This is a genomic window from Micromonospora sp. NPDC051296, assembly GCF_040682255.1.
Taxonomy (GTDB): Bacteria; Actinomycetota; Actinomycetes; order Mycobacteriales; family Micromonosporaceae; genus Micromonospora; species Micromonospora craterilacus.
The window spans coordinates 1-5,248 of sequence record NZ_JBFBAO010000433.1; the positions used below are offsets into that span (position 1 = coordinate 1).

Consider the following 5,248-nt stretch of genomic DNA (forward strand, 5'->3'; position numbering starts at 1 on the left):
GCTCAAGGAGTACGAGGACCTGCTCTCCGGCCAGCCGATCTGGCTGGAGCGGACGCAGAACGTGGCCGTGCTCGACGTGACCGCCTGCGTGGCGCTGGGCGTCACCGGGCCGGTACTGCGCTCGGCGGGGCTGGCCTGGGACCTGCGCAAGACGATGCCGTACTGCGGCTACGAGACGTACGAGTTCGACGTGCCGACGCACGCCGACGGCGACGTCTGGGGCCGCTACCTGGTCCGGATGGCCGAGATCCGCGAGTCGCTCAAGCTGGTCGAGCAGGCGCTGGACCGGCTCAAGCCGGGTCCGGTGATGGTGGCCGACAAGAAGATCGCCTGGCCGGCGCAGCTGGCCATCGGCGTCGACGGCATGGGCAACTCGCTGGAGCACGTCGCCAAGATCATGGGGCAGTCGATGGAGTCCCTGATCCACCACTTCAAGCTGGTGACGGAGGGCTTCCGGGTGCCGCCGGGCCAGGTGTACGTCGGCATCGAGTCGCCCCGCGGCGAGCTGGGCGTGCACGCCGTCTCCGACGGTGGCACCCGGCCGTACCGGGTGCACTACCGGGAGCCGAGCTTCGTCAATCTTCAGGCCCTGCCGGCGATGGCCGAGGGTGGCCTGATCGCCGACGTGATCGCCGGCGGCGCCTCGCTGGACCCCGTCATGGGAGGTTGTGACCGGTGACCACGACTGTCTTCACGGACGAGACGCGGGCCCGGGCGCGGGAGATCGTCGCCCGCTACCCGGCCGACCGGTCCCGCTCGGCACTGCTGCCCCTGCTGCACCTCGTGCAGTCCGAGGAGGGCTACGTCTCCCCGGCCGGCGTGGCGTTCTGCGCCGAGGTGCTCGGCCTGAACAAGGCCCAGGTCGGCGCGGTCGCCAGCTTCTACACGATGTACAAGCGCCGGCCCACCGGTGACTGGCTGGTCAGCGTCTGCACCAACACCATGTGCAACGTGCTGGGCGGCCAGGAGGTCTATGACACCCTCGCCGAGCACCTGGGCGTCGGGCACGACGAGACCACCGCCGACGGGAAGGTCACGCTGGAGCACGCCGAGTGCCTGGCGGCCTGCGACTACGGCCCGGTGATGACCGTCAACTACGACTTCTTCGACGGTGTCGACCCGCAGACCGCGGTGGGCGTGGTGGACGAGCTGCGGGCCGGTGGCCGGCCCACGTCGAGCCGGGGCGCCCGCCTCTGCACGCTGAAGGAGATGGCGATCCAGCTCGCCGGCTTCGCCGACGAGCGCGAGGGTGCGGTCGCCGACGGCGTGCCGGGCGAGCCGAGCCTGCGTGGCCTGCGGCTGGCCCAGCAGCACGGCATCTCGGTGCCGGGCTTCGACCCGAACACCCCGATTCGCAGCGGCGACAAGCCGGCCCCGGCCACCCCGGCGAAGGCCGCGCCGACCGGCAGCACCGCGCCCGACGTGCCGGCCCCGGACCGCAAGTCGCCGCAGGTGCGTACCGCCGAGACCCGGCAGCCGGACGCGAAGACCGCCGTGCCGGACGGCCCCGGCACCAAGGTCCCGGTCGACGGCCCGGCACCCGGGCCGCGCGACGCCCAGGCGGCGGAGGCCGCCGGGGTGGCGGCCAACAAGCCGGCCGGTGACGCCAAGCCTGCCGGCGACGATGCCGAGGCGCAGGAGCGCAACCTCAGGGAAGCGGAGTCCACCGGCCACTCAGGTGACCAGGGCTCGGCGAACGACAAGGGGGCTCAGAAGTGACCACGCCTCGGCCGGAGACCCTGGCCAAGTTGACGCCGGTGCTCACCAAGCGCTGGCTGTCGCCCGACGCCTGGCGGATCGGCACGTACGAGAAGCTGGACGGCTACGCGGCACTGCGCAAGGCGCTCAAGGCACACCCGGACGACCTGATCCAGCTGGTTAAGGACTCCGGGCTGCGCGGCCGCGGCGGCGCCGGCTTCCCCACCGGTCTCAAGTGGGGATTCATCCCGCAGGGCGACGGCAAGCCGCACTACCTCGTGGTGAACGCCGACGAGGGCGAGCCGGGCACCTGCAAGGACCTGCCGCTGATGACGCACGACCCGCACTCGCTGGTCGAGGGCGTGATCATCGCGTCGTACGCGATCCGGGCCAACCGGGCCTACATCTACATCCGCGGTGAGGCGGTGCACGCCGCACGCCGGCTGCGCAACGCGGTCCAGGAGGCGAAGGCCAAGGGCTACCTGGGTAAGAACATCCTGGGCAGCGGCTTCGACCTGGAGCTGGTGGTGCACTCGGGCGCCGGGGCGTACATCTGTGGCGAGGAGACGGCGCTGCTCGACTCGCTGGAGGGCTTCCGGGGGCAGCCCCGGCTGCGCCCGCCGTTCCCGGCCACCCACGGCCTGTACGCCAGCCCCACGGTGGTCAACAACGTCGGCACCATCGCCAGCGTGCCGTACATCGTGCTCGGCGGCGCCGGCTGGTGGAAGAGCATGGGCACGGAGAAGTCCTCCGGGCCGATGATCTACTCGCTGTCCGGCCGGATCGCCAACCCGGGCCAGTACGAGTGCTCCCTCGGCGTCACCCTGCGCGAGCTGCTGGAGCTGGCCGGTGGGATGCAGCCCGGGCACAACCTGAAGTTCTGGACCCCGGGCGGGTCGTCGACCCCGCTGCTCACCGCCGAGCACCTCGACGTGCCGCTGGACTTCGAGGGGGTGGCCGGCGCCGGCTCGATCCTCGGCACCACGGCCACCCAGATCTTCTCCGACCAGGACTGTCCGGTCTACGCGACCTACCGGTGGCTGGAGTTCTACCACCACGAGTCGTGCGGCAAGTGCACCCCGTGCCGGGAGGGCAACTACTGGATGGTCCGGGTCTACCGGCGCATCCTCGCAGGCACAGGCACCCACGACGACCTGGACACCCTGCTCGACACCTGCGACAACATCCTCGGCCGCTCGTTCTGCGGCCTGGGTGACGGCGCCACCAGCTCGGTGACCTCGTCACTGAAGTACTTCAAGCAGGACTACCTCGACTACATCGAGGGACGGACCGCGCCGAAGTTGTCCGACAAGCAGTTGGTGGGAGCCCACTAATGACGGACGTAGCCAAGTCGACCGAGACGGTCACGCTCACCATCGACGGTGTCGAGGTCACCGCCCCGAAGGGGGCGCTGCTGATCCGCGTCGCCGAGCAGCTCGGCACCGAGATTCCCCGGTTCTGCGACCACCCGCTGCTGGCCCCGGCCGGTGCCTGCCGGCAGTGCCTGGTGGAGGTGGAGGGGCAGCGAAAGCCCGTCGCCTCCTGCACCCAGACGGTGGCCGACGGCATGGTGGTTCGCACCCAGCTCACCTCCCCGGTCGCCAAGAAGGCGCAGGAGGGGGTCATGGAGCTGCTGCTGCTGAACCACCCCCTCGACTGCCCGATGTGCGACAAGGGCGGCGAGTGCCCGCTACAGAACCAGGCCATGTCGACCGGCCGCAGCGACTCCCGGTTCCACGAGCACAAGCGGGAGTACCCGAAGCCGCTGCCGATCAGCACCCAGGTGCTGCTCGACCGCGAGCGGTGCGTGCTCTGCCAGCGCTGCACCCGGTTCTCCGAGGAGATCGCGGGCGACAAGTTCATCGACCTGATGAACCGCTCCTCGGCCGAGGAGATCAACATCTACCGGGACGAGGAGTACGGGGCCGAGGGTGAGGAGGGCGATGTTCCCTTCAACTCGTACTTCTCCGGCAACACCGTGCAGATCTGCCCGGTCGGCGCGCTGACCGGCGCCCAGTACCGGTTCCGGGCCCGGCCGTTCGACCTGGTCTCCAGCCCGAGCGTGTGCGAGCACTGCTCAGCCGGGTGCGCCCAGCGCACCGACTGGCGCCGGGGCAAGGTGCTGCGCCGGTTGGCCGGCGACGACCCGCAGGTCAACGAGGAGTGGAACTGCGACAAGGGTCGGTGGGGCTTCCAGTACGCCCGCGCCGCCGACCGGCTCACCACCCCGCTGGTACGCGACAAGCGCACCGGGGAACTGCGTGAGGCGTCCTGGAGCGAGGCGCTCAGCGTCGCCGCCGAGGGGTTGCGTGCCGCCCGGGACGGCGGCCAGGGTTCGGCGGTGCTCACCGGCGGCCGGCTGACCGTCGAGGACTCCTATGCGTACGCCAAGTTCGCTCGGGTCGCGCTGCACACGAACGACATCGACTTCCGGGCCCGCCCGGTCTCCCGCGAGGAGGCCGACTTCCTGGCCAGCACGGTCGCCGGCAGCACCGACGTCACCTACACCGACGTCGAGAACGCCCCGGCCGTGGTGCTGGTCGGCCTGGAGCCGGAGGAGGAGTGCCCGATCCTCTTCCTGCGACTGCGCAAGGCGTACCTGAAGAAGAAGCTGAAGGTGTACGCGATCGCGCCGTTCGCCACCCGCGGCCTGGAGAAGCTCGGGGCCAAGCTGGCCCGGGTGGTACCGGGTGAGGAGGCCGGCGTGCTCGCCGAGCACGCGACGGTCGCCGAGGCGCTCAGCACCGATGGCGCGATCCTGATCGTCGGTGAGCGACTGGCCACCGTGCCCGGTGGCCTCTCCGCCGCCGCCGAGGTGGCCGCGCGTACCGGGGCGAAGCTGGCCTGGGTGCCGCGGCGCGCCGGTGACCGCGGCGCGGTCGACACCGGCTGCCTGCCCAACCTGCTGCCCGGCGGGCGCCTGGTCACCGAGCCGGCGGCCCGTGCCGAGCTGGGCGAGGCGTGGGACATCCCGGCCGGGGTGATCCCGAGCCAGGCCGGGCGGGACACCGACGGCATTCTCGCCGCCGCCGCCGCGGGTCAGCTCGACGCGCTGGTGGTGGCCGGGGTTGACCCGGCCGACCTGGCCGACCCGCGGCTGGCCGAGCAGGCTCTGGACGCGGTGCCGTTCCTGGTCAGCCTGGAGCTGCGGGCCAGCGCCGTGACCCGCCGGGCGGACGTCGTCCTGCCGGTCGCCCCGGTGGTCGAGAAGGCCGGCAGCTTCCTGGACTGGGAGGGCCGGCTGCGCCCCTTCGACGCGGTGCTGGACACCGCCGCGATGACCGACGGCCGAGTGCTCGACGCCTTGGCGGCCGAACTGGGTGTCCGGCTGGGCACCGGGGACGTGCTGACCGTCCGGCGCGAGCTGGGCGGCCTGCCGGCGACCCGGATGGATCGCCCGAGCGCCCCCACCGTCGAGCCGGGCACCGTCCGACAGCTCGGGCCCGGTGAGGCGGTGCTGGCGACCTGGCACCAGCTGGTCGACCTGGGCAGCCTCACCGACGGTGACGAGCACCTGGGCGGCACGGCCCGCCCGCCGGTGGTGCGGATG

Annotated in this window: 3 protein-coding genes and 1 pseudogene; all 4 read left to right on the forward strand. The window is 71.8% G+C overall.

Annotated features, from left to right (window positions below):
* A pseudogene (locus tag AB0M52_RS30030) lies at nucleotides 1-679 on the forward strand (NADH dehydrogenase subunit D); the annotation flags it as partial.
* A complete protein-coding gene (nuoE, locus tag AB0M52_RS30035) occupies nucleotides 676-1,719 on the forward strand; it encodes an NADH-quinone oxidoreductase subunit NuoE (protein ID WP_363960723.1) in 1,044 nt (347 codons plus the stop codon). The pseudogene AB0M52_RS30030 and the gene nuoE, both read left to right, overlap by 4 nt.
* Nucleotides 1,716-3,032 (forward strand): NADH-quinone oxidoreductase subunit NuoF, encoded by a 1,317-nt coding sequence (gene nuoF / locus AB0M52_RS30040; RefSeq protein ID WP_363960725.1) that lies wholly within the window; start codon nucleotides 1,716-1,718, stop codon nucleotides 3,030-3,032. Before nuoE ends, nuoF begins: the two co-directional genes overlap by 4 nt.
* Nucleotides 3,032-5,248: NADH-quinone oxidoreductase subunit G (locus tag AB0M52_RS30045; RefSeq protein ID WP_363960727.1), on the forward strand; the 2,217-nt coding region annotated here is incomplete at its 3' end. The genes nuoF and AB0M52_RS30045, both read left to right, overlap by 1 nt.